The sequence below is a fragment of the Bradyrhizobium sp. WSM1253 genome (genome assembly GCF_000244935.1).
GTDB lineage: Bacteria > Pseudomonadota > Alphaproteobacteria > Rhizobiales > Xanthobacteraceae > Bradyrhizobium > Bradyrhizobium canariense.
In genome coordinates, this window is record NZ_JH600073.1 from 2,012,992 (window position 1) to 2,039,202 (window position 26,211).

At 63.5% G+C, this 26,211-nt stretch carries 21 protein-coding genes and 2 pseudogenes; 14 read left to right on the forward strand and 9 right to left on the reverse strand.

Going from position 1 to position 26,211, the window contains the following annotated elements; all coding sequences use genetic code 11:
- Positions 1 to 28 precede the first annotated feature (28 nt).
- The 3 genes and pseudogenes from BRA1253DRAFT_RS46180 to BRA1253DRAFT_RS11205 form a co-directional block, all read right to left on the reverse strand.
- Positions 29 to 586, reverse strand: a pseudogene (locus BRA1253DRAFT_RS46180) (TRAP transporter small permease); the annotation flags it as partial.
- A 67-nt stretch (positions 587 to 653) separates the two neighbouring features.
- Positions 654 to 1,667: a DctP family TRAP transporter solute-binding subunit gene (locus BRA1253DRAFT_RS11200; protein ID WP_007594040.1), complete on the reverse strand. Its 1,014-nt coding sequence runs from the start codon at positions 1,665 to 1,667 to the stop codon at positions 654 to 656.
- Positions 1,668 to 1,851: 184 nt separating this feature from the next.
- Positions 1,852 to 2,622: a methyltransferase domain-containing protein gene (locus BRA1253DRAFT_RS11205; RefSeq protein ID WP_007594041.1), complete on the reverse strand. Its 771-nt coding sequence runs from the start codon at positions 2,620 to 2,622 to the stop codon at positions 1,852 to 1,854.
- A 168-nt stretch (positions 2,623 to 2,790) separates the two neighbouring features.
- Between BRA1253DRAFT_RS11205 and BRA1253DRAFT_RS11210 the strand changes: the two genes are divergently transcribed.
- Positions 2,791 to 3,534, forward strand: a complete 744-nt coding sequence (locus BRA1253DRAFT_RS11210; RefSeq protein ID WP_007594043.1) for an SDR family NAD(P)-dependent oxidoreductase — start codon at positions 2,791 to 2,793, stop codon at positions 3,532 to 3,534.
- A 38-nt stretch (positions 3,535 to 3,572) separates the two neighbouring features.
- On the opposite strand, the gene BRA1253DRAFT_RS11215 is transcribed toward BRA1253DRAFT_RS11210, so the two are convergent.
- The 3 genes from BRA1253DRAFT_RS11215 to BRA1253DRAFT_RS11225 form a co-directional block, all read right to left on the reverse strand.
- Positions 3,573 to 4,544: an ABC transporter substrate-binding protein gene (locus tag BRA1253DRAFT_RS11215; protein WP_007594045.1), complete on the reverse strand. Its 972-nt coding sequence runs from the start codon at positions 4,542 to 4,544 to the stop codon at positions 3,573 to 3,575.
- Positions 4,545 to 4,736: 192 nt separating this feature from the next.
- Complete coding sequence (locus BRA1253DRAFT_RS11220) at positions 4,737 to 5,015, reverse strand: hypothetical protein (RefSeq protein WP_007594046.1); 279 nt, start codon at positions 5,013 to 5,015, stop codon at positions 4,737 to 4,739.
- 367 nt (positions 5,016 to 5,382) lie between these two features.
- Positions 5,383 to 6,444, reverse strand: a complete 1,062-nt coding sequence (locus BRA1253DRAFT_RS11225; protein WP_007594047.1) for an isocitrate/isopropylmalate dehydrogenase family protein — start codon at positions 6,442 to 6,444, stop codon at positions 5,383 to 5,385.
- Positions 6,445 to 6,613: 169 nt separating this feature from the next.
- Here BRA1253DRAFT_RS11225 and BRA1253DRAFT_RS11230 point away from each other — a divergent pair, with 169 nt between their 5' ends.
- Positions 6,614 to 8,002 (forward strand): MFS transporter, encoded by a 1,389-nt coding sequence (locus BRA1253DRAFT_RS11230; protein ID WP_007594048.1) that lies wholly within the window; start codon positions 6,614 to 6,616, stop codon positions 8,000 to 8,002.
- Between the two features lie 4 nt (positions 8,003 to 8,006).
- On the opposite strand, the gene BRA1253DRAFT_RS11235 is transcribed toward BRA1253DRAFT_RS11230, so the two are convergent.
- Positions 8,007 to 9,626: a B12-binding domain-containing radical SAM protein gene (locus BRA1253DRAFT_RS11235; protein WP_007594049.1), complete on the reverse strand. Its 1,620-nt coding sequence runs from the start codon at positions 9,624 to 9,626 to the stop codon at positions 8,007 to 8,009.
- A 259-nt stretch (positions 9,627 to 9,885) separates the two neighbouring features.
- On the opposite strand from BRA1253DRAFT_RS11235, the gene BRA1253DRAFT_RS11240 reads away from it, so the two are divergent.
- From BRA1253DRAFT_RS11240 to BRA1253DRAFT_RS11285, 10 genes are all read left to right on the forward strand, one after another.
- Entirely contained in the window at positions 9,886 to 10,335 is a 450-nt protein-coding gene (locus tag BRA1253DRAFT_RS11240) for a (2Fe-2S)-binding protein (protein WP_007594050.1), read from the forward strand.
- Positions 10,336 to 10,346: 11 nt separating this feature from the next.
- On the forward strand, positions 10,347 to 12,533 hold the full coding sequence (locus BRA1253DRAFT_RS11245; protein ID WP_007594051.1) for a molybdopterin cofactor-binding domain-containing protein: 2,187 nt from the start codon (positions 10,347 to 10,349) through the stop codon (positions 12,531 to 12,533).
- Positions 12,534 to 12,587: 54 nt separating this feature from the next.
- Positions 12,588 to 13,859 carry an NAD(P)/FAD-dependent oxidoreductase gene (locus BRA1253DRAFT_RS11250; protein ID WP_007594052.1) on the forward strand — a complete coding sequence of 424 codons (1,272 nt, stop codon included), beginning with the start codon at positions 12,588 to 12,590 and terminating at the stop codon, positions 13,857 to 13,859.
- Positions 13,852 to 14,298: a sulfur oxidation c-type cytochrome SoxX gene (soxX, locus tag BRA1253DRAFT_RS11255; RefSeq protein WP_007594053.1), complete on the forward strand. Its 447-nt coding sequence runs from the start codon at positions 13,852 to 13,854 to the stop codon at positions 14,296 to 14,298. The genes BRA1253DRAFT_RS11250 and soxX overlap by 8 nt, the downstream gene beginning before the upstream one ends.
- An 8-nt stretch (positions 14,299 to 14,306) precedes the next feature.
- Positions 14,307 to 14,774, forward strand: coding sequence for a SoxY-related AACIE arm protein (locus BRA1253DRAFT_RS11260; RefSeq protein ID WP_007594054.1), 468 nt, complete (start codon positions 14,307 to 14,309; stop codon positions 14,772 to 14,774).
- Positions 14,774 to 15,091, forward strand: coding sequence for a thiosulfate oxidation carrier complex protein SoxZ (soxZ, locus tag BRA1253DRAFT_RS11265; RefSeq protein ID WP_007594055.1), 318 nt, complete (start codon positions 14,774 to 14,776; stop codon positions 15,089 to 15,091). The genes BRA1253DRAFT_RS11260 and soxZ overlap by 1 nt, the downstream gene beginning before the upstream one ends.
- Positions 15,088 to 15,867 (forward strand): sulfur oxidation c-type cytochrome SoxA, encoded by a 780-nt coding sequence (soxA, locus tag BRA1253DRAFT_RS11270; RefSeq protein WP_007594056.1) that lies wholly within the window; start codon positions 15,088 to 15,090, stop codon positions 15,865 to 15,867. Before soxZ ends, soxA begins: the two co-directional genes overlap by 4 nt.
- A 79-nt stretch (positions 15,868 to 15,946) precedes the next feature.
- Entirely contained in the window at positions 15,947 to 17,269 is a 1,323-nt protein-coding gene (locus tag BRA1253DRAFT_RS11275; RefSeq protein ID WP_007594058.1) for an ABC transporter substrate-binding protein, read from the forward strand.
- Positions 17,266 to 18,204: a carbohydrate ABC transporter permease gene (locus tag BRA1253DRAFT_RS11280; protein ID WP_007594059.1), complete on the forward strand. Its 939-nt coding sequence runs from the start codon at positions 17,266 to 17,268 to the stop codon at positions 18,202 to 18,204. Before BRA1253DRAFT_RS11275 ends, BRA1253DRAFT_RS11280 begins: the two co-directional genes overlap by 4 nt.
- Positions 18,201 to 19,025 carry a carbohydrate ABC transporter permease gene (locus tag BRA1253DRAFT_RS11285; RefSeq protein ID WP_007594061.1) on the forward strand — a complete coding sequence of 275 codons (825 nt, stop codon included), beginning with the start codon at positions 18,201 to 18,203 and terminating at the stop codon, positions 19,023 to 19,025. Before BRA1253DRAFT_RS11280 ends, BRA1253DRAFT_RS11285 begins: the two co-directional genes overlap by 4 nt.
- On the opposite strand, the gene BRA1253DRAFT_RS11290 is transcribed toward BRA1253DRAFT_RS11285, so the two are convergent.
- The gene (locus tag BRA1253DRAFT_RS11290) at positions 19,026 to 20,681 is read right to left on the reverse strand and encodes a hypothetical protein (protein ID WP_007594063.1); all 1,656 of its coding nucleotides are present in this window, start codon (positions 20,679 to 20,681) and stop codon (positions 19,026 to 19,028) included. It abuts the gene before it with no gap.
- A 10-nt stretch (positions 20,682 to 20,691) separates the two neighbouring features.
- Positions 20,692 to 21,393, reverse strand: coding sequence for a cysteine hydrolase family protein (locus tag BRA1253DRAFT_RS11295; RefSeq protein ID WP_007594065.1), 702 nt, complete (start codon positions 21,391 to 21,393; stop codon positions 20,692 to 20,694).
- A 758-nt stretch (positions 21,394 to 22,151) separates the two neighbouring features.
- Between BRA1253DRAFT_RS11295 and BRA1253DRAFT_RS11300 the strand changes: the two are divergent.
- Positions 22,152 to 25,617: pseudogene (locus BRA1253DRAFT_RS11300) on the forward strand (indolepyruvate ferredoxin oxidoreductase family protein).
- Positions 25,618 to 25,867: 250 nt separating this feature from the next.
- Positions 25,868 to 26,211: IS5 family transposase (locus tag BRA1253DRAFT_RS11305; protein ID WP_007594067.1), on the forward strand; the 344-nt coding region annotated here is incomplete at its 3' end.

A 26,211-nucleotide genomic window follows, 5' to 3' on the forward strand; every position in this document is an offset into this window, starting at 1 on the left:
CGGTGTGATAGAACGACCAGGCGACCTGCAGGAAGCGGAAGCACATCAGCCCGGAGCCGAGCGGGATGGTGAGATACACCAGCCACATCGGCGCTTCCAAATCGTTGGATTGCTGGCCGGTCTGCCACATCTGGCCGACGAACGCGGCACCGAAATAGCACACGATGGCAGTGAAAAGGGCGCCGCACATTAGGCCGAACGTGATGACGCGGCGGCGCGATCCGCCGGGAAGGACATTGACCAGGACGTCGACGCCGACATGGATGCCGGTGCGCACCCCGTAGGCCGCACCGAACTTCGCCATCCAGATGAACATGTAGATGCAGAGTTCCTGCGCCCAGGACAAATCGAGAGCGGCAAGCCAGACGAACGCCGCTCGCGCGGGGACGGCCAGCAAGGCCAGGTTGCGGGCCTCCGCCCATTTGGCGATGTCGATCGACAGCCCGGCGCCATATCGGTGCAGCACGGCAACGAAGATGAGCAATGTCGCGGCCGCGATCATCGTCGCGATCAGCCATTCCTCGAGATGATCGAGCACACGATTCAATGCACGCAGCAACTTGGTCCCCTCAGCTTGGCTCATCATTCAAGAGCAACGGCCGGGAGTGCGATCACCCCCGACCGTTCATGGTTGTTCTTATAGCGCGCCGGCGTCAGTTCATCTTGACGTCGAGTTCCTTGGCGACGAGATCGAGCACCTCCTGCCCGACCCGCCCCTTCGCCCATTTGTAGGTCGGCTGCATCGCTTCCTGCCACGCCTTGCGATCGGCGTCAGTCAGATAATGCAGCGTGGTCTTGCCCGTCTTCTTGATCTCGGCCAGCGCATCCTCGTTTTCCTGGCGCGCGATCGAGTTGGTATAGTCGGTCGCCTCGTTCATCGCCTTCTCGAGCTGGGCGCGGATATCGGGCGGCAGGCCGGACCAGAATTTCGAATTGACGATCACAGCATATTGCAGGTGCGCGTGATAGGACACGGTGATGTCCTTCTGCACCTCGTAGAATTTCTGCGTCAGGTAATTGGAGGCGGTGTTCTCGCAGCCGTCGACCACGCCTGTCTGCAAAGCTTGGTAGACTTCAGAAAACGCCATGATCTGGGGGATCGAGCCCATGATCCGGAGATATTGGTCGGCGACCTTCGATCCGGAGATGCGGAATTTCAGACCCTGGAAATCGGCCGGCTTCATCAGGGGACGATTAGCGGAGAGCATGTGGAAGCCGTTGTCCCAATAAGCGAGCCCGGTGATGCCCTTGGTCTCGAGCCTCTGGAACAGCCACTTGCCGATCGTGCCCGTCATCGCGTTGGAATAGGTCTGGTCGTCCTTGAACAACCAGGGCAGGTCGAGCGCCTCGAATTCCTTGATACCGAGCGGTGCGAACTTCGCGGTCGAGGGGGCAAGCATCTGCACCGAGCCGAGCTGCAGCGCCTCGATCTCCTCCTTGTCCTTGTACAGCGTGGAGTTCGGGTAGATTTCGACCTTGACCTTGCCGTCGGTGTACTTCTCCGCGAGTTCCTTAAACTTCAGGGCGCCCTTGCCCTTAGGAGTGTCGTTGGCAACGACGTGGCTGAATTTGATGACGATCGGGCTCTGGGCCTGGGCCAAGACCGGAGACAAGACGGGACTCACGAGAACAGCTGCGGCGGCGACCGCAAGAAGCAGCTTGCGCATGAACGAACCTCCCAACAACCTCTAAAACCGGGTCTTTTTTGTTTTCCGATTTCAGTACTGACAGCAATCCGCCACCCGAACAACTAGACCTAAGCCCAATTTGCCGCAGCCAAGCTGTCTTGCGCAACCCGGCACCTGCTGCGTTCCCGGAAGCGAGCGCTTATGTCGCATTGCGGCAGTACGATCAGCCGTTGCGCTGGGCGACCATGAACAGACGCCGGAAGGGAAACAGCGTCTGTCCCGCGGCGTTCTTCGGATAGGCTTTCGCGACCCTCATCCCATAGGCGGCTTCGAACGCTGCCTTCTCGTCGCCCTGCAGGATGTCGAGATAGCGCGTCAGCCAAGTCCCCTTGGTCCACTCTTTCACGGGGTTCTCGCCTTCCAGCACCTGCAGATATTCGGTCTCCCAGATGTCGATATTGGCCGACATAGGAGCAAGAAGACCGTGATAATAGGCCGGCGCTTCGACCGGCGGCGGCGTGACGAGATGCTCGACCTTGGACCGCCAGGGACCGTTCAGCGCCGTCTCGCCAATCAGCACATGCGAGGGCGCCAGAAAGTTGCGCGGCATCTGCACAGCGAGCATTCCGCCGGGCGTCACTTTCTCCATGATCGACGGAAACAGTGCCGCATGATTGGGCAGCCAGTGCAGCGCGGCATTGGAATAGACCACGTCATATTGCTTCGTCGGGCGCCAATGGCCGAGATCCTCGTGCGACCATTCCACGTCCGGCGCCGCCTTGCGGCCGGCGGCAACCATCTCGGCTGATCCCTCGACACCGGTCACCGTCGCGTCCGGCCAACGCTCCTTGATCAGCCTGGTGACGTTGCCGGCGCCGGCACCGAGATCGGCAACCGCACGCGGGCCAGAATCCGGAATCCGCATCAAGAGGTCGACGGCGGGCCGGAGGCGGTGCCCCGAGAATTTTAGATATTGCTGCGGATCCCAGACCATCGCTCGGCGCCTTTTCTTTTTCGTGTTTCCTTCAACGCGGCTCTTGGTTACCACTGCTCGTCCCGGTCGGGCAAATCAGGCTGACGGGACAGGGCAGGAAACGAACAGAAAAACGAACAGCCGAACGAACAGCGACAAGCAGAAAAGCAAACAAGAGGGCGTGTCACCATGGATCTCGGGCTCAAATCGAAAACCGCCGTCGTCACCGGAGCGAGCGTCGGTATCGGCCGTGCCATCGCCAAGGGCTTGGCTGCTGAAGGCGTGCGCGTCGTCGGCGTGGCACGGCGCACCGACCTGCTCGCCGAGCTGGTGAGCGAAGTCGGCTCCGGTCTGATCACGCCATTCGAGCAGGACGTGATGGCCAAGGACGCGGCGGAGAGGATTTCGGCCTTCGCCGTGAGCGAGCTCGGCCATGTCGACATCCTCATCAACAATGCCGGCGGCAGCCGCCCCCTCCCCGTCGATGCGCCCGACAGCCAATGGGACGAAGCGATCGCGCTGAACTTCACCAGCTATCGCCGCATCGCGCATGCGCTGCTGCCGCAGATGATCGAACGCAAATGGGGCCGCATCGTCAACATCACCGGCAAGTCCGAGCCGGAAGGCCTCAACGCCGCGTTCGCCGCCAAAGCCGCCGTGCACGCCTGGGCCAAGGGCCTGTCGCGTGAGATCGGCGAGCACGGCATCACCATCAACTGCATCCCGCCCGGCCGCATCATGAGCGAACAGATCCGCCGCAACTACGCGCCCGATTATCGCGAGCGGTTCGCGGAGGAGGAGATTCCTGTCGGCTATTGGGGCGAGCCCGAAGACCTCGCCGCGCTCGCGGTCTTTCTGGCGTCGCCCGTGGCGCGCTACATCACGGGCACGGTGATCCCGGTGGATGGGGGGCTGAGGAGGTATCAGTTCTGAGCGAATTGGCTCGCCCGCTCGCCGAAAGGCCGCCGCAGTTATTCGATCACGTCGTCCGCGCGCACCAGCAACGACGGAGGTATCTCGACGCCGAGCGCCTTTGCGGTCTTGTGGTTGATGACGGTCTTGAACTGCGTCGGCTGCTCGATGGGAATCTCGGCGGGGTTGGCACCCTTCAATACCTTGTCGACGAAAACAGCCGCGTGGCGGAACATTGCGGTGAAGTCCACACCGTAACCCATCAGGGCGGCCCCGCGGGAGGCGACGATGGGTGCGGCAACCGATGGCACCCTGCATTTGTCCACAATCGCGGCCACCATGGACGTGTTGGTGACAAACGCGTTTGCGTCCGTGATCACGAGGCCGTCCATCGGGTTAGAGCCGACGAGTGACAGCGCGCTTTCGAGATCGCCGGGAACGTCGACCTCGATAGGTAGTAGCTCCATCTTCAATGCCTGCGCCGCGTTCCTCATGGTGCTCATTGTAGCGTTGTTCAGGGGATTTCCTCGCTGCATGAGCACCCCCACGCGTCTGGTCGAGGGAGCCAAGCCTGCGAGAATCTCCAGGCGCTTTGCAGCCAGTTCTGTGAGGAAAAAGGTTTGCCCCGTGATGTTGCCGCCAGGATGAGCCATGCTGGCTGCAAGGCCTATGGTCACCAGATCGGGGCCCACGATCATTACGGTCGGAATTTTTGCCGTCGCGTTATGAGCGGCAAGAATCCCGGGGAATGTGGCTGTGACGAGAACGTCAATATCAAGAGCGACAAGTTCATTCGCAAGCGCCGGCAGCCTGGCGTCGTCGCCACCGGCGTCGCGATATTCGACATGAATGTTCGCGCCGTTAACCCAACCGAGATCGCTGAGCCCCTTGAGGAATGAGTCTACTTCCAAATTCCGCGGTGGGGGGAGGAGAAGGCCAATTCGGGGCATTCGCTTCACTTGCTGTGCTCGCGCTGCCAGAGGCAACGCAGACGCCACACCAACCAAAGTCAGGAATTCTCGTCGTTTCATTATCAATCCGATCTCATACACCCCGGCTGAGAACAGCCATTGTTCTACGTTGGTCCAAGCTGCACTGATGACCGGGTCAGGTCAAAGGCGGCAGTCTGCACCGGAGGCGATGACTTCTGCTCTAGCCAGACTCCGGACCTGCCGATGCCGTATGCCAAGCGACGATAAGGGCCATAAGCGGAAGTGATCACATTAAACGGGGTAGCGCCATTTCAATGCGCGCCGCACGAACAAGAGCGCTGCTACCACGATCACCAGGACGACAAGATAGGCGGCAACAGCCCACCGCTCGTGTGGCAGGTAACCCGGAGCCAACATAAGCACCACTAGAACGCAAAGGAGCGCCGTTTGTGAGTAGAACAGCGGCGAGCGCAGCATTCCCGTCGGTTTCAGTTCCGCAAGCCGGTCGCCAGCACGCGTCGCGCGACGGTAAACAAACACTAAGACTGCGAAGGCAACAATCCAGGCCATACAACCCAGCTAGCAGTTCAGAATTTATGATACCTCAACGTGCGGTGGAAAAGGCAACATATCCAGCCTAACGTCTGCAACGGGTCCAAAAGGTGAATGCCGGAGCTGCCCGCGTAGATCTGCTTCAGCACAGGAGCGGGCATCGCTCCTTCGCGGGAAGCACACATGGTCTTTTGCGGACCGGTGCAGTCCTGGCATCCTGCCAGTGTTTTGCCCGACGCGTCAACGTCATGGCCGCGGCAAATGTCGTCGCTGCGCGTTTCGGAAATCCCTTATTAATCAAGGGGCCTTCTACTGTGCATGGGGTTGTTTTCGCGTTTTTTGTTTTGAGCCTTTAAAAAAAACACGCAAGACCCGCAGGACCACCTCACTCCGCCTGCAAGATCTCTGCGATCGCGGCCCCCGCCGCGATGGTCCCGAGCTTGCCGCCGACATCGCGCGTTGCCCTGCCTTCGCCGATCGCTTTTGCCACCGCCACCTCGATCGCACGAGCGGCTTCCTCGTACCGTACCGCGCCGCTGTTCTCGCCGTGCCAGGCCAGCAGCAGGGCCGTCGACAGGACCAGCGAGACCGGATTTGCGACGTCCTGGCCTGCAATGTCAGGCGCCGAACCGTGCGCGGCCTGCGCCATGGCGTGGCTGTGACCGACATTGAGCGAGCCGCCGAGGCCGAGGCTGCCGGAAAGCTCTGCGGTGAGATCGGACAGGATGTCGCCGAACATGTTGGTGGCGACGATGACGTCGAAGCGGTCGGGGTTGCGTACAACATGCGCCATCATGGCGTCGACGAGGATGTCGTCGAGGGCGAGGCCGGGATAGGCATTCGCCGCCTCGCGGCAGATGTCGAGGAACATGCCGTCGCCGAGCTTGAGCACATTGGCCTTGTGCACGATGGTGAGATGCTTGCGCCGCTTCATCGCCAGCCGGCACGCCGCATGCGCGATGCGTTCGCAGCAATGGCGCGTGATCCGGCGCAGCGAGATCACGACATCCGATGTGACCAGCATCTCGCCATTGCCCTGCTCCATGTTGCGGTCGGCGTAAAACCCTTCCGTGTTCTCGCGCACCACGACAAGGTCGAAATCACCGACCCGGCCGGACAGCCCCGCATAGGTGCGTGCGGGCCGGACATTGGCGTAGAGGTCGAGGTTCTTGCGGAAATACCGCGACGGGTTGATCTCGCCATGGGCCTCGTCCTTGAAGTCGAAAGTCGCGGTCGGCCCGAGGATCAGCCCGTCGGCGGCACGGACGATGTCGAGCAGCTCGGGGCGCACCGTCGTACCGAATTGTTTGAGGCTCGCATGGCCAACTGCGTGCTCCTCCAGCCGCAGATTGAGCTGGAAGCGCTCGGAGGCGGCACGCAACACGCCTGATGTCGCGGTCGTGATCTCGGGCCCGATGCCGTCACCGGGCAAAACGACGATGTGCATGGCGCTCCCCTGACATTGCAGCAGCTCATGCGATCATACGCCGGCGCCAGGAATCATCGCCCAGCCTTCGCGCATACACTGCATGCAAGCATATGCCTGTGGAAGGCGGCCGCGCCGTAGTACATGCCAAGTCCCCTGGAGCCGGCCGCCGGAGCAACGCGCTAACGCAATGACAATCACGTTACCCGCCGCCGCGCGCAAGCCCGACCACACCATTTCCGACGGCCTTCCGCCCGCACAGCGGCGCTGGGCCATTGCCGCGATCTTCACCGCGCTGGCCATGGCCTCGCTCGACACCGCGATCGCCAACATCGCGCTGCCCGCCATTGCCGGCGACCTGCATGTCAGCCCTGAGCAATCGGTCTGGGTGGTCAACGTCTACCAGATCGCGCTGGTGGCGACGCTGCTGCCGTTGGGAGCACTCGGCGAGATCGTCGGGCACCAGCGCATCTATCTCGGCGGCCTGATCCTGTTCACCATCGCCTCGCTGTTCTGCGCGGTGGCCTGGTCGCTGGAGAGCCTGCTGGTTGCGCGCACGCTGCAAGGGTTAGGTGCGAGCGGCATCATGAGCGTCAACACGGCGCTGGTGCGCTTCGTCTATCCCGGCCGGATGCTCGGCCGCGGCTTCGGCCACAACGCGCTGGTGGTCGCGACCGCCTTCACCTTCGGTCCCTCGATCGCCTCCGCCATCCTCGCGCTCGGCCCGTGGCCATGGCTGTTCGCCGTCAACATCCCGTTCGGCCTCGTCGCGATCGGCATCGGCTTTGCGATGCTGCCGAAAACGCCGCGCGCCGATCACGGCTTTGACTTCCTCGGCGCGATCCTGGCGTCGGCCTGTCTCGGGTTGTTCATCACGGGCATCGGCAGTGCTGCGCACAATCTGTCACCAGTGGTCGTGGGCATCGAGCTGCTCACGGCCCTGGTGCTCGGCTTCATCCTGACGCGCCGCCATGCCGACCATCCCGCGCCGATGCTGCCGATCGATCTGTTCAGTCGGCCGATGTTCGCGCTGTCGGCGGCGACCGCGGTATGCTCGTTCGCGGTGCAGGGCCTCGCCTTTGTCTCGCTGCCGTTCTATTTCGAGGACGTGCTGGGGCGTTCGCAGGTCGAGACCGGCTTCTTCATGACGCCGTGGCCGCTGGTGGTCGGCATCATGGCGCCGATCGCGGGGCGCCTCTCCGACCGGCACGCGGTCGGACTGCTCGGCGGCATTGGGCTCGTGATGCTCGGCCTCGGCATGGCGCTGCTGGCGATGCTGCCGGCCAATCCTGCGATCCCCGACATCATCTGGCGGATGGTGATCTGCGGCATGGGATTCGGCTTCTTCCAGGCGCCGAACATGAAGGCGGTGATGTCGAGCGCGCCGCCACATCGCAGCGGCAGCGCCTCCGGCATCGTCGCCACCGCGCGCCTGACCGGGCAGACGACGGGGGCCGCGCTCGCCGCAGCCTGCTTCTCGCTGGCCGGTCACGACGGCGCAGTCGTGGCATTGGCACTTGGCGCCGGCTTCGCCGCGCTCGGCAGCGTGATGAGCTTTTTGCGGCTGGCGGTGAAGTAGACCGTCAGGCCAGATGCCGGGCCGCCGTTACGTCGACAGTCGCGGCCGGAATGACGGTCTCCTCGTCGAGCGCAGCGAGGCGCTCATCGATGGCAGCGATGACCTTGCGCGAGAACGGCCCGAGATGCGCATAAGCCGCGATCATCTGCACGGCAATCCGCGCCGATGAGGTGTCGCGCTTGGCGCAGTTCATGAAGGTCTGCCACAGCGGCCCTCGCGCCTCGGGAAGGGCTGTGACCACCTTGTGCACCGTTTCCATCGCCCCGAGCCCGGCGCGGATATCGCCCTCGGCGAGCTCTTGGCGCTGCCTGGACCGGTCGAGCAGCGTCATCAGGCGATCAACGCGCCTTGCATAGGCCTCTGGGCTGTAGATGTGCTCCAGCACGCGCTTGTAGTCCGTCAGGATGTCGCGCAACGGGCGCACCGGATCGAAGTTGATCCCGGCGGTGCACTGATCCGCGCCGATGGTCGGCGCCAAATCGTGGCCGGGGTGCAGCCGGCCTTCGCGCTCGAGGCGGCGCGTCAGCTGCGTGTTCGGCAAGGCATAGAGCAGGCCGACCATGCTGACCGGGATCGCCGCCTCTTCGATGAAGTCGATCATGGCATCCGCCATCGAGAGCTTCTCATTGTCGAAGCCGACGATGAAACCCGCGGTGACGAGCATGCCCGCGGCGTAGATCTTGTGGATGCTCTCGGCGATGTTGCGCCGCGTGTTCTGCTTCTTCCGCATCGCGACCAGCGTCGCCGGATCCGGACTTTCGATGCCGACGAAGATGGCGAAGAAATTCGCCTGACCCATCAGCTCCAACAGCTCGGGATCGTCGGCCAGATTGACCGAGGCCTCAGTCGACAATTCGAAGGGATAGCCGTGAGCACGCTGCCATTCGGCGAGCTGGGGCAGGAACAGCCGCAGCGACTTCTTGTTGCCGATGAAATTGTCGTCGACGAAGTCGAGATGGCCGCGGTAGCCCATGGCGTAGAGCCTGTCGAGCTCGTTCAGCATTTGCTCATTCGTCTTGGTTCGCGGCACCCGGCCATAGAGCTCGATGATGTCGCAGAACTCGCAGGTGAACGGGCAGCCGCGGGAATACTGCACACCGAGATAAAGGTAGTCCTCGAACTTCAGCAGGTCGAAGCGCGGCACCGGCGTCTTGGTGACGTCGGCCTGGAATTTTGGCGCGATGAAGACGCCGGAGCGGGCGCCACTGTCCCAGGCCGCGACGAATTCGTGGAGAACGCTCTCGGCCTCTCCGAGCACCTGGAAGTCGGCCCTCTCATAGATATGGGGGCTTGAGGTGGGATCGGGACCGCCGACGACCACCGGCTTGCCCGCGGCACGGCAAATTTCGATCAGGCGCAGCGTGTCGGCCTGCTGCGGCATCATTCCGCCCGTGAAGACGACGTCGGCCCAGGAAAGATCCTCGTCGCTGAAGGCTTCCGTGTTGCAATCGATCAGCCGGACCGTCCAGTGCTCGGGCAACATCGCGGCAACGGTGATCAGCCCCAAAGGGGCCGCAGGGCGCTTCACGCCCAACACTTTGCAGGATTCGCCAAAGCTCCAGAAGGACTCTGCCGAGAACAGCGGATAGAGCATCAGGACTTTGCAAGGCTGCGGTACGTTCATGGAACCTCTTTTTGGCTGATTCCACTGTAGCAGAGCATTGTCGACTTGCACCCCGGCAAAAGAGACAAACTGTCGCTCCGGTTCCAAGGGCGTCTGCGCACGGAAGCCGGTAGACGTCGCCCCAAGCCGTGCCGCGGGCCGCCCAGGGAGCAAATCTCTGGCGGCTACCCCCCGGACTGTTGATTTGAACGTTTCCAATTTGCCGGACACATTGCGCCCCTGAGTCCAATCGGTGGATTGGGCCAATCAGGGGACTGCGATGGCAAACCTAACAATCAACGGAAAAACCTTCACGCTCGACGTCGAGCCGGATACGCCCCTGCTCTGGGCGATCCGCGAGAATGCCGGCCTGACCGGCACGAAATATGGCTGCGGCATTGCACAATGCGGCGCCTGCACCGTTCACATCGACGGCGTCGCCACCCGCTCCTGCGGCGTTTCGGTCGGCGAGGCCGCAGGCAAGAAGATCACGACCATCGAAGGGCTCGCCTCCGGCAACGCACTGCACAAGGTGCAGGAAGCCTGGATTGCCCAGGACGTGCCGCAATGCGGCTATTGCCAGAGCGGCATGATCATGGCGGTGGCGGCGCTGCTGAGCGAGAAGCCGAAGCCGACCGACGCCGACATCGACGAGGCCATCACCAATATCTGCCGCTGCGGCACCTTCCAGCAGGTGCGCGAAGCGATCCACACGATCGCAAGCGCGTAAGGAGCCGCCACATGAACAAGCATGTCTCTCCCAGCATGAACCGCCGTGCCTTCGTCATCGGCACCGCCGCGGTCGGCGCAGGTCTCGCAATCGGCCTCGATATCCCCTTCGGCGGCCCCGCCGTGGTCCGCGCGGCCGACGGCTCCCCCGAGATCGGCGCCTGGGTCGTGGTCAGGCCCGACGACACCGTCGTCATCCGCATCGCCCGCTCCGAAATGGGCCAGGGCTCGCTCACCGGCCTCGCCCAGCTCGTCGCCGAGGAACTCGAATGCGACTGGTCGAAGGTCTCGACCGAATATCCGACACCGGGCCAGAGCGTCGCCCGCAAGCGCGTCTGGGGCGATTTCTCGACCGGCGGCAGCCGCGGCATCCGCTCTTCGCAAGACTATGTCCGCAAGGGCGGTGCCACCGCACGCGTGATGCTGATCCAGGCCGCCGCCGAGGCGTGGAAAGTGCCGGCGTCCGAATGCACCGCCGCCAACAGCGTCATCACCCACACGCCGTCCGGCAAGACCACGACCTACGGCAAGGTCGCCGAGGCCGCGGCCAAGCTGACGCCGCCGGCCGAGGTCAAGCTGAAGGACCCCAAGGACTGGAAGCTGATCGGCAAGGGCGTGAAGCGGCTGGACACCGCCGAGAAGACCACCGGCACCATGATCTACGGCATCGACGTCAAGCTGCCGGGCATGCTGAACGCCGCGATCAAGGATTGCCCGGTGTTCGGCGGCAAGCTGAAGAGCTATGACGAAGCCAAGATCACCGACATGAAAGGCGTCAAGAAGGTCGTCAAGGTCGGCGACACCGCGGTCGCGGTTGTTGCCGATACCTGGTGGCAGGCCAAGACCGCGTTGGAGGCGCTGCCGATCGTCTGGGACGAGGGCGACAACGCCAAGGTCTCGAGCGAATCGATTGCAAAGTGGTTGGCCGAGGGTCTCGACAACGCGCAGCCGGCCTATGTCGGCAACAAGAACGGCGACGCCAAGGCGGCGATCGCCGGTGCCGCCAAGAAGATCGAGGCCGTCTACAGCTATCCCTACCAGAACCACGCCACGATGGAGCCGATGAACGCCACGGCGCTCTACACGGCCGACAAGTGCGAGGTCTGGTGCGGCACGCAGAATGGCGAGGCGGCCTTCGCCGCCACGTTGGAAGCGTCGGGCCTGCCGGCGGAGAAGTGCGACGTGCACAAGGTGATGCCCGGCGGCGGCTTCGGCCGGCGCGGCCAGACCGACTATGTCCGTCAGGCCGTCTTGATCGCCAAGCAGATGCCGGGCACGCCGATCAAGCTGTTGTGGTCGCGCGAAGAGGACATGGCGCACGGCAGATATCACCCGATCACCCAGTGCAAGATGACCGGCGCGTTCGATGCGGACAACAATCTGGTCGCGCTGCACTACCGCCTGTCCGGGCAATCGATCCTGTTCTCGCTCCGCCCCGAAGCGCTGCAGAACGGCATGGATCCGGCCGCATTCCAGGGCGTCGCCCAGTCCGGCGAAGCCGCGTTCGGTTACTCCGTGCCAAACCTCCTGGTCGAGCATGCGATGCGCAACCCGCACGTTCCGCCGGGCTTCTGGCGCGGCGTCAACATCAATCACAACGCGATCTACATGGAATGCTTCATGGACGAGCTGGCCCAGGCCGCAGGCCAGGACCCGATCGAGTTTCGCCGCAAGCTGATGGGCAATCACCCCAAGCATCTGGCGGTGCTCAATGCCGTGGCCGAGAAGATCGGCTGGAGCACCCCGGCGGCGCAAGGCATCTATCGCGGCATCGCGCAGGTGATGGGCTATGGCAGCTATGTCGCCGGCGCCGCCGAGATCTCGGTGACCGACGGCAACAAGATCAAGGTGCATCGCATCGTCGCCTCCACCGATCCCGGCTACGTCGTCAATCCGGCGCAGGTGGAGCGGCAGATCGCGGGCTCCTTCGTCTATGGCCTCTCCGCGCTGTTCTACGGCGGCTGCACCGTCAAGGACGGCAAGATCGAGCAGACCAACTTCGACACCTACAATTCGATGCGCATCAACGAGATGCCGAAGGTCGAATCGGTGATGGTGCCGAGCGGCGGGTTCTGGGGCGGAGTCGGCGAGCCGACCATCGGCGTCGCAGCGCCAGCGGTGCTCAATGCGTACTTCGCGGCGACGGGCAAACGCATCCGTTCGGTGCCGTTGCGCGACCAGAACATCACCTTCGCCTGAGACACGCCGCGGCGGCCGTAACGGCCGCCGCGGCACACTTTCCGGACAAGACCCATGAATGCGCCGGTGACACGGCGGGATGCCATCCTCGGCATCGCCGCCGCGGCCACATCATTCGCCGTCCCTTCGATCCTGCGCGCGCAATCGGCGGGCCGCGTCGTCGTGGTCGGCGGCGGCTTTGGCGGCGCAGCGTGCGCCCGCGCGCTGAAGCGCGCGCAGGCAAACTTGCAAGTCATCCTGATCGAACCCAATGCGGTCTTCACCTCCTGCCCCTTCAGCAACGAGGTGATTGCCGGCCTTCGCGACATCGAATCTCAGCAATTTGGCTATGACAAGGTCGCCGCCGAGGGCGTCACGATGATCGGCCAAGCCGTAACCACAATCGAGCCGCAACTGCGCAGCGTCGTGACGGCCGATGGCGTTGCGCTGCCCTATGATCGTCTCGTCCTCTCCCCCGGCATCGACTTCCATTTCGAAGCCCTGCCCGGCTACGACGACGCGGCATCAGAAAAAATGCCGCACGCCTGGAAGGCCGGTGCGCAGACGCTGCTGCTGCGTCGGCAGCTGGAGGCCATGCCGGACGGCGGCACTCTCGCCATTGCGATCCCCGCCAATCCCTCGCGCTGTCCGCCGGCGCCCTATGAGCGCGCCAGCCTGATTGCGCATTACCTGAAAGCGAAGAAGCCGCGCTCAAAAGTCTTGATCCTCGATGCCAAGGACAATTTCTCCCAGCAGCGACTGTTCGAGAGCGCGTGGAAGGAACTTTACGGCGACATGATCGAACGCATCGGGCTGTCGCAAGGCGGCCGCGTGACTTCGGTCGATCCCGCGACAAGGACCATCGTCACCGAATTCGGCAATTACACGCCTGAGGTCGCCAACGTGATCCCGCCGCAGCGAGCGGGACGCATCGCCGAGATCGCGGGCGCTGCGGATGCCACCGGCTGGTGCCCGATCGATCCCGTTACCTTCGAATCGAAACTTGTCCAGAACATCCACGTCATCGGCGATGCCTGCCTCGGCGGGGGCATTCCCAAGTCGGCATCCGCGGCAAGCGCACAGGGCAAGGCCTGCGCTGCCGCGATCGTGAACCTCCTTGCCGGCCGCGCACCAGACACGCCGCGACTGATAGGCGTCTGCTACAACATCGTCGCACCCGGCTACGGCTTTTCACTCGCGGGCAAGTACCAGCCCAGGGGCGACATCTTCGCCGAGGTCGAGGGCGGAGCGACCAGCCCCGTCGATGCGCCGCGCGAATTGCGCGCCCGCGAGGCGGCTGAAGCCGAGCGCTGGTTTCAGACCATTACGGCGGACACCTTTGGCTAGAGCATTGGTCCATATCGCAGCGCTGATCGCCGCAAGTGTTGCCGGCGCTGCTAACGCGGACGAGCTTGTGCCCTACAACGTCGTCGGCGACGGCATCGCGGAATCGCTCACCGGCGCGCCCGGCGATGCCGCGCGCGGGCGCGCGCTCGTGCTCGCACGCACGACGACCTGCATCCTCTGCCATTCCGGTCCCTTCCCCGAAACCCGGTTCCAGGGCGACCTCGCGCCAGACCTCTCGGGTGCGGGGAACCGCTGGACGGTGAGCCAGTTGCGGCTTCGACTGGTCGATGCGGCGCGCTTCAACCCGGAGACCATCATGCCGTCCTATTATCGCACCGACCACCTCGTGCGGGTCGGGCGAAATTTCGCCGGCAAACCGATCTTGTCCGCCGCCGAGATCGAGGACATCGTGGCTTTTCTTGCAACGCTTCGGGACTAGGACTGTTCATGCCAACCACGCGACGCCGATTCGTGACTCTTGCCGGAAGCGTGACGTTCGCCGGGACGATCCCGATCCTCACGCTGCGGCCGCTCGAGGCGACACCGGCGATGCTCACCGCCGCGATCCGCAACGTCGTCGGCGAAGCACCTGTCCGCACCGGCAAGGTGAAGCTCGACATTCCGCCGCTGGTCGAGAACGGCAACACGGTGCCGATGACCGTGAGCGTCGCGAGCCCGATGACGGCGGACGACTACGTCAAGAGCATCCACGTGTTCAACGAGAAGAACCCGCAGCCGAACATCGGCAACTTCCATCTCGGCCCCTCCTCCGGCCGCGCCCAAATCTCGACCCGGATTCGGCTCGCCGACACCCAGAAGGTGGTGGCGATCGCGCGCCTTTCCGACGACACGTTCTGGCAGGTCACGACCGAAATCGTCGTGACGCTGGCCGCCTGCACCGAGGAGATGAATTGATGGCTGCGCTCATCAACGTTCCCACGAAAGCCAGACGCGGCGAAATCATCGAGATCCGCACGTTGACCTCGCACATCATGGAGACCGGCTTCCGCCACACCGCGGATGGGGCGCTGGTACCGCGCGACATCATCACGAGCTTTACGTGCCGCTATAACGGCACCGAGATTTTTCGCGCCGATCTCTTTCCGGCGATTGCGGCCAATCCCTATCTGTCGTTCTTCACGGTCGCGAAGGAGAGCGGCAAGCTCGAGTTCGAGTGGATCGGCGATAACGGTTATTCGTCCAGCGCATCGGCGTCGATCACGGTCGAATGAGTTTTTGGCGCACGATATCGGCCGCGGCGCTCCTCGCCACCGGCCCTGCCCTGCTCGCCGGCGAGATTCCGCCGGACGCGCGCCGCTCCGGCTATTCGTTCATGGGGCCCGACACCCGCGCGATGCAGGATGACGACACCTCAAATCCCGGGATGCTGTTCGTGCTCGATGGTGAGGCGTTGTGGACGAAGAGGACCGGCAGCGCCGACAAAGCCTGCGCGGATTGCCATGGCGATGCACGTGGCAGCATGAAAGGCGTCGCGGCGCGCTATCCGGCCTTCGACAAGGCGCTGGCGCGCCCCGTCACGCTCGACCAGCGCATCAATCTCTGCCGCAGCAATCATCAGCAGGCACCGGCGCTGCCCTACGAGAGCCGCGACCTGCTGGCGCTGTCCGCCTTCGTCGCGCATCAATCGCGCGGGGTCGCGATCACGGCCGGCGACGATCCGCAACTGAAGCCATTCGTCGACCAGGGCCGCGACCTCTTCATGCAGCGCGAGGGCCAACTCAACCTTGCCTGCACCAATTGCCACGATGACAATTTCAACAAGCGACTTGCCGGCGCGCCGATCACGCAGGGACAGCCGACCGGCTATCCGCTTTATCGCCTGGAATGGCAGACGCTGGGATCGCTGGAGCGCCGGCTACGCAGTTGCATGACGGGCGTCCGCGCCCAGGCCTATGATTTCGGCGCGCCCGAGCTGGTCGCGCTCGAACTCTATCTGATGTCGCGGGCGCATGGCTTGCCGATGGAGACGCCGGCCGTGCGGCCCTGAATTCCACAGATTAGGGCTAGGCAGACGCGGAACGGCCGCTAGTATCCGCCCAAATTGAGTCACAGGGAGGGACCTAAAAGTGGTCAACCACAAAATCTCGCGTCGTACGCTCTTGACGGGCACCGCTGCAGCTGGCGCGCTCAGCCTGACAGGCCTGCCGGCGCGCGCCGAGGTGAACTGGAAGAAATACGCAGGGACCAAGCTTGAGGTGATCCTCGCCAAGGGGCCCCGCGGCGACAACTTGCAAAAATACGTCAAGGAGTTCACCGAGCTCACCGGCATCCAGGTCGAAGCGGAGCAGATTCCCGAGCAGCAGCAGCGCCAGAAGGTGGTGATCGAGTTCACCTCGGGCCGGCCGAGCTTCGACGTCGTCCATCTCAGCTACCACGTGCAGAAGCGGCAGTTCGAGAAGGCCGGCTGGCTCGCCGACTTGACGCCCTTCATGAAGGACCCGGCGCTGACCGCGCCCGATCTCGTCGAAAGCGACTTCTCGGCCGCGGGCCTGCAATACGCCAGGAACGACAAGGGCCAGATGCTGTCGCTGCCGTGGTCGGTCGATTATTTCATCCTCTATTACAACAAGGAGCTGTTCGAGAAGAAGGGCGTCGCCGTTCCCAAGACCCTCGATGAGATGGCTGCGGCGGCCGAGAAGCTCACCGATACCAAGGAAGGCATCTACGGCTTTGTCGGGCGCGGCTTGCGCAACGCCAACATGGCGATGTGGAGCAACTTCTTCCTCAACTATGGCGGAGAATTCCTCGACGCCAAGGGCAACATCCTGACCGACGGTCCGGAAGCCATTGCCGCGACCAAGCTGTATCAGACGCTCCTGACCAAATCGGCACCTCCAGGCGTCGCCGGCTTTAACTGGATGGAGTCGATGGCCTCGTTCACGCAAGGCCGATCCGCGATGTGGATCGACGGCGTCGGCTGGGCGCCGCCGCTGGAAGATCCGGCTGCCTCGCGCGTTGTCGGCAAAGTCGGCTACACCGTCGTGCCCGCCGGCCCCAAGGGACAATATTCCTCGACCTATGGCGACGGCATCGGCGTTGCCGCTGCGAGCAAGAACAAGGAAGCCGCCTATCTGCTCTGCCAATGGGTGGTCTCGAAAACGCAAGGAGCGCGGCTGCTGCAGGCCGGCGGCGGCGTCCCGTTCCGCAACTCGATCCTTGGCGATGCCGAGGTCCAGAAGGGCGTCAAGACCAAGGAGTGGCTGCAATCGGTGATCGATTCCGGCAAGATCAGCAAGCTGGGCCTGCCCGTCGTGATCCCGGTCGCCGAATTCCGCGACATCGTCGGCGCGGCCGTCACTGCGACCTTGTCCGGCGCCGATCCTGCCGCCGAGCTGAAGAAGGCCAACGATCAGTACCGGCCGATCCTGGAGCGTAGCGAGAAGGCGTGAGTGCGTTGACACAATCGACTCCGGGCGCGGCACAGTCTGATGTCGCGCCGGAGAAAGCGTTGCGGCCGCCGTCGTACTGGCCGTTCGTGGTGCCGGCGCTGGTCGTCGTGATCGCGATCATCATCTTCCCGTGGGTCTTCACGATCTGGATGAGCCTGAACGAGTGGAAGGTCGGCTCCTCGACCACCTTCGTCGGGTTGTCCAATTATCTGCGGCTGACGAGCGATCCCCGCTTCATCGAGGCCGTCGGACATACACTGGTCTACACCATATTGTCCGTGCTGCTGCCGCTCGTGCTCGGCACGTTTGCGGCCGTGGTGTTTCACCAGAAATTTCCCGGCCGCGGCTTTCTGCGCGGCGTCTTCATCATGCCGATGATGGCGACGCCGGTGGCGATCGCGCTGGTCTGGACCATGATGTTCCACCCGCAGCTCGGCGTGCTGAACTATCTGCTGTCACTGGTCGGAATCCCTGCGCAGCTCTGGGTATTCCATCCCGCGACCGTCATTCCTTCGCTGGTGCTGGTCGAGACCTGGCAATGGACGCCGCTGGTCATGCTGATCGTGCTCGGCGGCCTCGCCGCGATCCCGACCGAGCCTTATGAAAGCGCACAGATCGACGGCGCCAGCATCTGGCAGGTGTTCCGCTTCATCACCCTGCCGCTGATCATGCCGTTCCTGTTCATCGCGGGCATGATCCGCATGATCGACGCCGTGAAGAGCTTCGACATCATTTTCGCAATCACCCAGGGCGGACCGGGATCGGCGTCGGAGACGATCAACATCTATCTCTACAGCGTCGCCTTCTCCTACTACGACCTCGGCTACGGCTCGGCGATTGCTGTCGTGTTCTTCCTGCTGATCGTCCTGCTTGCGGCGGTGATGCTCTACGCGCGCCAGCGCATGCTGTGGACCGAGATCGCGAGCGGCACATGACTCCAAGGCAAATCGTCGGCAAGATCGGCCTGTGGTTCTCGGTGTTCGTCATCGTGTCGCCGGCGATCCTGTTCTTTCTCTGGATGCTGTCGCTGTCGCTCAAATTCGAGATCGACAACGCCGCCTACCCGCCGGTGTTCTTCCCCGAGCATGTCGCCTGGAAGAACTATGCCGACGTGCTCGCCTCCAACCGCTTCCTGACCTATTTCATCAACAGCCTGATCGTGACCGGCAGCGCGACGTTGCTTGCGCTGCTCGTCGGCGTTCCCGCCGGCTACGGCATCGCGCGGATGGCCGCGCACAGATCTGCGATCGTGATCCTGATCGCCCGTATCACGCCGGGATTGTCCTATCTGATCCCGCTGTTTCTCATGTTTCAATGGCTGGGATTGCTGGGCACGCTGGTGCCGCAGATCATCATCCACCTCGTGGTCACGGTGCCGATCGTGATCTGGATTATGATCGGCTATTTCGAGACGACGCCGATGGAGCTGGAAGAAGCAGCCCTCATCGACGGCGCCACGCGCTGGCAGGTCTTTCGGCACGTTGCCCTGCCAATCGCCAAGCCCGGCATCGCCGTTGCCTTCATCCTGGCTGTGATCTTCTCCTGGAACAACTTTGTGTTCGGCATCGTGCTGGCCGGACGCGAGACCCGCACCCTGCCGGTCGCCGTCTACAATATGATTTCGTTCGACCAGTTGAGCTGGGGGCCGCTCGCGGCCGCCGCGCTGATCGTCACCCTCCCGGTGCTGCTGCTGACGGTGTTCGCCCAGCGACAGATCGTCGCCGGGCTCACCGCTGGTGCCGTCAAGGGCGGGTAGCTACTCCGCCGGTGCCGCGTGCATGTCCGCGTGCGGCATGTAAGGCTCGCTCGCGCCGAGCCTGCTGGCCGCGAACAGACCGGCGGCCATCACGGCATAGGCGAACGCGACCGCGGGCGTGACGCCAAATCCGCCGCCGATGCCGACGGCTTCGCCGTGCATGAAGCCGAAGTAAGTCAGGACCGCACCAACCAGCGCGAATGCCGAGGCTTTCTCGAAGTCGCGCTCGATGATGAAGACGCCGATCGCACCCAGGATCAGGCCGCCGAGGATGGAGCCGCCGCCCATCACTTCGAGTCCGTGATAGAACACGCCCTGCTGCGGCAGCGCTGCAATCGCGGCAGCCTTGACCGCGTCGGCCTTGTCGGCGGCCATTCCGCCGACGGTCGCAGCCGCGTTCATGGTCGAGCCCAGCATGGTGTCGATCTGGAGCTTGGCCCAGGCGGCCAAATGCGGCGTCAGCGCCAGCACGATCGCGGGCGCGTGCTTGACCGGCGTGGTCTGGAACGCCTGCGCGCCAATGAGCATGCCGATATAGAGCAGGATCGGCGAGATCGCGACGACCGGGACCAGCGCCAGCAGCACCGAGATGATGCCGAACCAGGCCAGCACCACCACCATGATGCCGGTCGCGGCCGAATAGCCGATGCGGCCGCCCATCGCCTTCCAGCCGGGATGGCCGATATAGACGGCGTTGATAAAGGGGTTGCCCATCAGGCAGCCGATCAGGCTGACGATTCCGTCGGCGGTGAGCACGCGCGTGGTCGGATATTCGTCGCCGGCGGCTTCCGCGCTCTCGACATTGTCCATGGCCTCGACGAGATCATAGATGCCGAACGGAATGGCAGTGACCAGGATGACGCCAAGGAATTCGAATCCGGAGAAGACGTAGCCCACCGCCGGGATCGGCACCGAGAAGCCGAAATTCGCGAAGGCATCACTGACGCCCTTGACGCTGAGCCCGCCGAGACCAAGGCCGAACAGGTTCGAGCCCCAGGCGATAACCATGCCCACCGCGATCGCAACGAGACCGGCGGGAATGCCGCGCCAATATTTCACGCCGCCGAACCAGCTCACCAGGATGATGGCGAAGCAGACCAGGCCGATCTGTGGCGTCATGTACATTTCGAGCGCCGGTCGCATCGAGATGAAGGTGACGGAGACGCCGGCGAGCGTACCGAGCAGCGCCGCGCGCGGCGTGATTTTTCGAATGAAAGGCGCAATGAACCCGCCGATCATCAGGATGAAGCTCTGGAAGAACACCCAGACCAGGCCGGCCGACCAGCCCTTGAGCGGATCGCCGGTCTTGATCGTGATCGGCAGCATGATCACGAAGGTGACGATGAACATATGCGGCACGCTGACGCCTGACGGCAACGCACAGACGTCGTTGCGACCGGTCTTCTGCGCGAGACGATAGGCGAGGTACGCGTAGTAGAAGGTGGAAAGGCACATCATCAACCCGAGTGCGGGAAGGATGCGGCCGAACACGAGACTGTCAGGCATCTTCAGGACGAAGCGCAGCAGGCCCGTGAGCACCAGCATGTTGACGAGGATGTTGGTGCCGAAGCCGAAAAACGCGTTCCAGTCGCCCGGTGTCCATAGTGCCGGCTTGAACTCGAAGGTGCCGGCCGTCCCCGTCGTGCTTGTGCTCATGGTGATGCCCCTACGCTGATGTGGAAATCTTCATCGCCTCCAGAACCGCGGCTGAGCTTGCGACCCAGCCGAAGATGCCGCCCTGGGCCTTGATCATCTTCAGGCCCATCTCGTGAAATTCGGGGAAGTAGGACGCGCAGCCGTCCGAGATGACGACGCAGCGATAGCCGCGGTCGTTGGCCTCGCGCACGGTGGTGTTGACACACACTTCGGTGGTGACGCCGCACACCAGCAGATTTTCGATGCCGTATTTCTCCAGCACGTCGGTGAGCTCGGTGGCGTAGAATGCGCCCTTGCCGGGCTTGTCGATCACGATCTCGCTGTCGAGCGGATAGAGTTCCGGGATGATGTCGTGGCCGGCCTCGCCGCGAATGAGAATGCGTCCCATGGGACCGGGGTCGCCGATGCGAAGGGATGGCGCGCCGCGCTCGACTTTCGCCGGCGGCGCGTCGGAGAGATCGGGCAGATGGCCCTCGCGCGTGTGGATCACCAGCATGCCGGTATCCCGCGCGGCCTTCAGCACGGCACCGATCGGCTTCACCGCACGCGCGAGCTGGCTGACGTCGTTGCCCAGCGTCTCGCCGAAACCGCCGGGCTCCATGAAGTCGCGCTGCATGTCGATGATGAGAAGCGCGGTGGCCGGCCAGTCGAGCTTGACCGGCTCCGGTTCGGCGCTGATGACACCCAGTGTCGGCTTGGTTGAGTTCAACATGACTCAAGGCCCCCGCGAGAACTCTCTCTGCAGGAGTTCTGCAAGCGCCATGCCATTGTGTACAATTGCGATTAAGCCGACGGCGCAGGAAAATTTACTGCGCTGTCAGAATGTTATTAGGAAAGCCGGGGTCTGCTTATTCGCTGTGCGGCGGCTTTGCGGCGTGCATTTGCCCAAAGGATGAGCGCTCTCCGTCGTTATTCCGGGGCGATGCGTAAGCGTCGAACCCGGAATCCATCGGGCGGCTAAACACGCGCTGAAATCGATCCGGGCTCGCGCGACGCGCGCCCCGGAACGACGAAGGTGGCGCTAGCGACCCGCTCCATACAGCCCCCGATGCTCCTCCCCATGGTGCGCGCAAGAGGCCTTCAGCGTCGTCATGTAGAGCGACCTTCAGGTCTTGAGGATCATGGGGTCGCCAGCGGCATGAGTTCGCGAAGACGTCGAGGGCTGTCGGCGCAGCAACGATATCGGCCGTACCGCGCAATACCTCTGCTTGGAGCATCTGGCGCGGGTGGCGCCATGGCCCGATCGGAGCCTCAGCTGTCTCCGTGATCTCAGTGTCGAGCGCGCTTGCAGTCACGATGTCCTCCGCAAGCAAGCCATGACCAGCAGGAGCGCCACGGATGCGGCCAGCGATATTGACTTCGCCTGTGCATGCCTTTGACTGTCACAATTCGCGTCGCGCAGCCGCTCCTCCCTCCCGCAGCGCAAACCCCAAGTCGAAGAAAAGCCAAACAAGAGACGAGGACTTCCGAATGACGCTGATGCAGGTCGAGCTGGACGACAAATACCGGCTCGAATCGAAGCGGATCTTCCTGTCTGGCACGCAGGCGCTGGTCCGCCTGCCCATGTTGCAGCGCGAACGCGACCGGCTTCAGGGCCTCAACACCGGCGGCTTCATCTCGGGCTATCGCGGTTCCCCGCTCGGCATGTACGACCACGCATTGTGGCGCGCGAAGTCACACCTCCAGCAGCACGACATCGCCTTCGTTCCCGGCTTGAACGAGGACCTCGCGGCGACCGCCGTCTGGGGCAGCCAGCAGGTCGGCCTGTTTCCCGGCGCGAAGGTCGATGGCGTGTTCGGCATCTGGTACGGCAAGGGGCCGGGCGTTGATCGCTCGGTCGACGCGCTCAAGCATGCGAATGCCGCCGGCACCTCGCTCAACGGCGGCGTGCTCGCGCTCGCCGGCGACGACCACGGCTGCCAGTCCTCGACACTGGCGCACCAGAGCGAGCAGGTCTTCGCAGCGGCGCTGATCCCTGTGATCAACCCAGCGACACTGCAGGACTATCTTGACCTCGGCCTCTACGGCTTTGCGCTGTCGCGCTTCTCCGGCTGCTGGGTCGGCTTCAAGGCGATCAGCGAGACCGTGGAGAGTTCGGCCTCGATTGACAGCGATCCCGAACGCATCCAGATCAAGCTCCCCAACGATTTCGAGATGCCGCCCGGCGGCCTCAACATCCGCTGGCCCGATCCGCCGCTGGACGCCGAGAGGCGCCTGTTCGGCCCGAAGATGGCGGCGGTGCAGGCCTTTGCGCGTGCCAACCAGCTCGATCGCATCGTGCTCGACTCCAGGCCGGCACGGCTCGGCATCGTCGCGACCGGCAAGGCTTATCTCGATCTGCGGCAGGCGCTGGCCGATCTGGGCATCACCGACAAGGATGCGCAGGATTTGGGCCTGCGCATCTACAAGGTCGCACTGACCTGGCCGCTCGAGGAAACCGGCGCCAAGCGCTTCGCCGAAGGGCTTCAGGACGTGCTGGTCGTCGAGGAGAAGCGCGGTTTCATCGAAGACCAGCTGATGCGCATCCTCTACAACATCGATGCGTCCCGGCGCCCGACCGTGACGGGAAAACGCGACGAGCGAGGCGCGCCGCTATTGCCGAGCGAGGGCGAACTGACGCCGACCGTCGTTGCAGCCGCACTGGTGGCGCGGCTGCGCAAGCTCGGCCACCACAGCCCGGTGCTTGAGCAGCGCCTCGCCCGGCTCGAGGCCTTCGACACTCCTGTTCCGGCCTCCCAGCAAATCAAACTGGCGCGCACGCCATTCTTCTGCTCGGGCTGCCCGCACAACACCTCGACGCGCGTGCCCGAGGGAAGCCGCGCCATGGCCGGCATCGGCTGCCACGGCATGGCCCTGAGCATGCCGACCCGCCGCACCGATCTGATCTCGCATATGGGCGCCGAGGGCGTGAACTGGATCGGACAAGCGCCCTTCACCACCGAGCAGCACATCTTCCAGAACCTCGGCGACGGCACCTACACCCATTCCGGACTGCTTGCCCTTCGCGCGGCATCGGCCGCCGGCATCAGCATCACCTACAAGATCCTCTACAACGACGCCGTCGCGATGACCGGCGGCCAGCCGGCCGAGGGCGGCTTCAACGTTGCCCAGATCGCTCAACAGGTCTGGGCCGAGGGCGTCAAGCGCCTCGCGATCGTCTCCGACGATCCCACCAAGTACCCTGACGGCAATTACTTCCCGCAAGGCGCGACCATCCATCATCGCCGCGAGCTTGACGCCGTTCAGCGCGAGCTGCGCGACATCAAGGGCCTTACGGTCATCGTCTACGACCAGACCTGCGCCGCGGAAAAGCGCCGCCGCCGCAAGCGCGGGCTGTATCCGGATCCCGCCAAGCGCGCCTTCATCAACGAGCTGGTCTGCGAAGGCTGCGGCGACTGCTCGCAAGCCTCGAACTGTGTCTCGGTGCAGCCGCTGGAGACCGAGTTCGGCCGCAAGCGCCAGATCGACCAGTCGAACTGCAACAAGGACTTTTCCTGCGTCGAGGGCTTTTGTCCGAGTTTTGTCACCGTGCATGGCGGCACGCTCAAGCGGATCAAGACATCGACAGTCGACTCAGGCCAGCTGTTTGTCGACCTGCCGCTGCCACCCGCGCGTGAGCTGGACGCCCCCTACAACATCCTTGTCACCGGCATCGGCGGCACCGGTGTCATCACCATCGGCGCGCTGCTCGGCATGGCCGCCCATGTTGACGGCCGCGGCTGCTCGGCGCTGGATTTCACCGGTCTGTCGCAGAAGAACGGCGCGGTGATGAGCCATGTGCGCATCGCCGCGAAGCCGGAAGACATCTCCGCGGTCCGGATCACCACCGGCGGCGCGGACGTCATCCTCGGCTGCGACATGATCGTCTCGGCAGGTCCCTCGGCGCTCAGCCGCGCCGAACGCGGCGTATATCAATGCCGATCTCCAGCCGACCGCGAGCTTCGTGCAAAACCCCGATCTCGATTTCGAGATGGGCACGATGCAGACCGTGCTGCGCGACGCCGTCGGCGACAACAACCTCGACATCATCGACGCCACAGGTATTGCCTCCGCGCTGATGGGCGATTCGATCGCGACAAATCCCTTCATGCTCGGCTTCGCCTTCCAGAAGGGCGCGATCCCGCTGTCGCTGGAAGCGCTGCTCCGCGCCATCGAGATCAACGGCGCCGCGATCGAGATGAACAAGCTCGCCTTCACCTGGGAACGTCTCGCCGCCCACGACATGTCGCGGGTGCGCAGCGTTCTGCAGTTCAGGAGCCGGGCCTCCACGCCGGCGAAGTCGCTCGACGACATCATCGCGACGCGCGCCGAGTTTTTGACCGGCTATCAGGACAAGGCCTACGCGGACCGCTACCTCGCGGCCGTTGCCAAGGTGCGGAAGGCGGAGAAGGCGGTCTCGCCGTCATCCACGGAGTTGACCGAAGCTGTCGCGAAAAACCTGTTCAAGCTGATGTCCTACAAGGACGAGTACGAGGTCGCGCGGCTCTACACCGACGGCAGCTTCTCCAAGAAGGTCTCGGAGAAATTCGACGGCGACTTCAAGCTGAAGTTCTATCTGGCCCCGCCGATCTTCGCACAGCGCGACAAGACCACCGGACATCTCCAGAAGAAGGAATTCGGCGGCTGGATGATCCACGCCTTCCGCGTGCTGGCCAAACTGAAATTCCTCCGCGGCGGCGCGTTCGATCCGTTCGGCCGCACCGAGGAGCGCCGGACCGAGCGGAAGCTGGTCGCGGATTATCTCGACATGATCGATCAGCGGATCGCCGGGCTGAAAGCGGAGCAGATCCCGCTATTGGCGAGGCTCGCGCGGCTGCCGGAGACGATCCGCGGCTTCGGGCATATCAAAGAAGCCAACATCAAGGTGGCGGCGGCGGAGAAGGCGCGGCTGGAAGCGGAACTGGAGAACAGCCGCTTTGCGGTGGCGGCGGAGTAGCGGAAGACTGGTGCTACATTCTCGGTGTCATCGCCCGCGAAGGCGGGCGATCCAGTACTCCGAGCCGGTTGTGATTAGTCGAGTCGTCCGTGAAGAGCGGCTAAGCGATTGAGCTAGGATCGCATTTGACTTTGTGGACTGTTTTTGGAATGCAGGATTTTGATGCTTGGGGCATCGGAACCTTGCAATTTCATTTTCAGGATTCCGTCGAATCGCCAGTCATGATTCGGTGGTCGCATCGGAGGTGGCGATGCGACCGAAGAAGCATAGGACGACGGGATCGGGCGATCTGTTCCGGGCCAGGCTGGACCAGATCATCAATTTGAAGCACGAGCTGGTTCAGCTCGCCGGCAAGGTCGATTGGGACTGGATCGACGGCGAGATCGCTCCGCTCTATAGCGAGAACGGTCGGCCAGGCATCGCGACCCGCTTCGTGATTGGGCTGCTCCTGCTCAAGCACATTTACGGCCTCTCCGATGAGGGGGTGTGCGAGCGTTGGGTCCACGACCCGTATTTCCAGTACTTCACCGGCGAAGAGTTCTTCCAGCACGCGTTCCCGCACGAGCGCTCGGACCTGAGCCATTGGCGCAAGCG

Bases quoted from the DNA above. Each gene is read 5' to 3' on its own strand.
- BRA1253DRAFT_RS11200 (WP_007594040.1), bottom strand. From the start codon at position 1,667: ATGCGCAAGCTGCTTCTTGCGGTCGCCGCCGCAGCTGTTCTCGTGAGT.
- BRA1253DRAFT_RS11205 (WP_007594041.1), bottom strand. From the start codon at position 2,622: ATGGTCTGGGATCCGCAGCAATATCTAAAATTCTCGGGGCACCGCCTC.
- BRA1253DRAFT_RS11210 (WP_007594043.1), top strand. From the start codon at position 2,791: ATGGATCTCGGGCTCAAATCGAAAACCGCCGTCGTCACCGGAGCGAGC.
- BRA1253DRAFT_RS11215 (WP_007594045.1), bottom strand. From the start codon at position 4,544: ATGAAACGACGAGAATTCCTGACTTTGGTTGGTGTGGCGTCTGCGTTG.
- BRA1253DRAFT_RS11220 (WP_007594046.1), bottom strand. From the start codon at position 5,015: ATGGCCTGGATTGTTGCCTTCGCAGTCTTAGTGTTTGTTTACCGTCGC.
- BRA1253DRAFT_RS11225 (WP_007594047.1), bottom strand. From the start codon at position 6,444: ATGCACATCGTCGTTTTGCCCGGTGACGGCATCGGGCCCGAGATCACG.
- BRA1253DRAFT_RS11230 (WP_007594048.1), top strand. From the start codon at position 6,614: ATGACAATCACGTTACCCGCCGCCGCGCGCAAGCCCGACCACACCATT.
- BRA1253DRAFT_RS11235 (WP_007594049.1), bottom strand. From the start codon at position 9,626: ATGAACGTACCGCAGCCTTGCAAAGTCCTGATGCTCTATCCGCTGTTC.
- BRA1253DRAFT_RS11240 (WP_007594050.1), top strand. From the start codon at position 9,886: ATGGCAAACCTAACAATCAACGGAAAAACCTTCACGCTCGACGTCGAG.
- BRA1253DRAFT_RS11245 (WP_007594051.1), top strand. From the start codon at position 10,347: ATGAACAAGCATGTCTCTCCCAGCATGAACCGCCGTGCCTTCGTCATC.
- BRA1253DRAFT_RS11250 (WP_007594052.1), top strand. From the start codon at position 12,588: ATGAATGCGCCGGTGACACGGCGGGATGCCATCCTCGGCATCGCCGCC.
- BRA1253DRAFT_RS11260 (WP_007594054.1), top strand. From the start codon at position 14,307: ATGCCAACCACGCGACGCCGATTCGTGACTCTTGCCGGAAGCGTGACG.
- soxZ (WP_007594055.1), top strand. From the start codon at position 14,774: ATGGCTGCGCTCATCAACGTTCCCACGAAAGCCAGACGCGGCGAAATC.
- soxA (WP_007594056.1), top strand. From the start codon at position 15,088: ATGAGTTTTTGGCGCACGATATCGGCCGCGGCGCTCCTCGCCACCGGC.
- BRA1253DRAFT_RS11285 (WP_007594061.1), top strand. From the start codon at position 18,201: ATGACTCCAAGGCAAATCGTCGGCAAGATCGGCCTGTGGTTCTCGGTG.
- BRA1253DRAFT_RS11290 (WP_007594063.1), bottom strand. From the start codon at position 20,681: ATGAGCACAAGCACGACGGGGACGGCCGGCACCTTCGAGTTCAAGCCG.
- BRA1253DRAFT_RS11295 (WP_007594065.1), bottom strand. From the start codon at position 21,393: ATGTTGAACTCAACCAAGCCGACACTGGGTGTCATCAGCGCCGAACCG.